We start from the raw sequence: 1,446 nt of genomic DNA on the forward strand, positions 1-1,446 counted from the left end.
CACTAGTAGGACTTTGTTAGGTTGGAAACCTGTGGTGACACAGTGGGCAGGTGCCGATCCAGATGGCGAGTGCGCGTTGGATGTCGCGGACGATGCCGTAGAGGGTCAGCCCTGCCCACCGGCTTTTGGGTCGGTCAGCCGCAGGGTGGTCAGGAACAGGTGGGCGGCGGTGACGAGGGTGGCGTGGTGGTGCCAACCGGGCCAGGAGCGTCCTTCGAAGTGGTCGAGGCCCAGGGCGACTTTGAGTTCGCGGTAGTCGTGTTCGATGCGCCAGCGGAGTTTCGCGAGGCGGACGAGTTCGTCGATCGGGATGTCCGCGGGCAGGGTGGAGAGCCAGTAGTCGGTGGGTTCTGTTGCACCGATGGGCCATTCGGCCAGTAGCCACACCTGCTCGACCGATCCGTCGGTGGCGCGAGGCACTCGGTGGCCAGCGGGTCGGGCCCGCAGGGCGACGAACCGGGAGCGCATGACGGCGTCAGGATTGCCGGGTGTGGCCTTGGTGCCGCGCCGCCACGACACTTCCTGCGCCGCATCCGGTCCGGCGGCGATCACCATGTCCTTGCAGCTGGACTTCGGCACCCGGTAACGGGCGGTGAAGGGACGCCCGGGGCCGATCCGGGGCGGGGTCTCGGGCTGGGCGTCGGCCGGGTAGACGCCGGTCGCTGCTTTGACTGCCACCATGTAGGGGATACCGCGGTCGGAGAGTGCGGCGCGAAACTGTGCGCCCTCGCCGTAGCCGGCGTCCGCGACCACGACATCGGGCTGGGGACGACCCCAGGCGAGGAGTTCGTCGATCATCTCCACCGCCATCTCCCATTTCGGCCGGTGCCGCTCCCCGTCGGGTATCGCTGACTTCTTCCGGCGTGCCGCGACGACGCTCGCAGCACCTGGATCATCGACGCAGGTCTCGTCCCAGCCCTGCGGCACGAACAGTCGCCAGTTCAATGGGCATGACGCGGCGTCGGACGCGGCGTGCACGCTGACCGCGATCTGACAGTTGCCGACCTTGCCCAACGTGCCCGAGTACTGCCGGGCCACACATGGGGAGGCATCGCCGTCCTTGCCGAACCCCGTGTCGTCGACCACCCACGCATCCGGTGCGATGAGCTCGCACGCCTTGCGTGAGAGCACCATCCGCACCGGCTCGACCTTCCACGGGGAGGTGGTCACGAACTGCTGTAACCGCTGATGATCGACACCGAGTCGGGCCGCCATCGGCTGCATCGACTTGCGCTCACCACTGAGCATCAATCCTCGCGTATACACCCCTGCCGTCGCCAGCCTGTCCTTACGCAACAACGACGAGAACACCTCACCGACAAAGGAATCAAGACGTTCATCGACCTCGGACAGGGCTGCGGCATCCACCCCATCATCGTCTCGAAGATCACGCCGAAACTCGAGACCCCACACCCAACCGTGACAGACCTAACAAAGTCCTACTAG

1 protein-coding gene is annotated in these 1,446 nt (G+C 66.0%); it reads right to left on the minus strand.

The window, feature by feature from the left end:
- Positions 1 to 105: 105 nt before the first annotated feature.
- On the minus strand, positions 106 to 1,368 hold the full coding sequence (locus tag DEU38_RS27925; RefSeq protein ID WP_114724616.1) for an IS701 family transposase: 1,263 nt from the start codon (positions 1,366 to 1,368) through the stop codon (positions 106 to 108).
- Positions 1,369 to 1,446: the final 78 nt, after the last annotated feature.

The organism is Rhodococcus sp. AG1013 (assembly GCF_003350365.1).
Lineage (GTDB): Bacteria > Actinomycetota > Actinomycetes > Mycobacteriales > Mycobacteriaceae > Prescottella.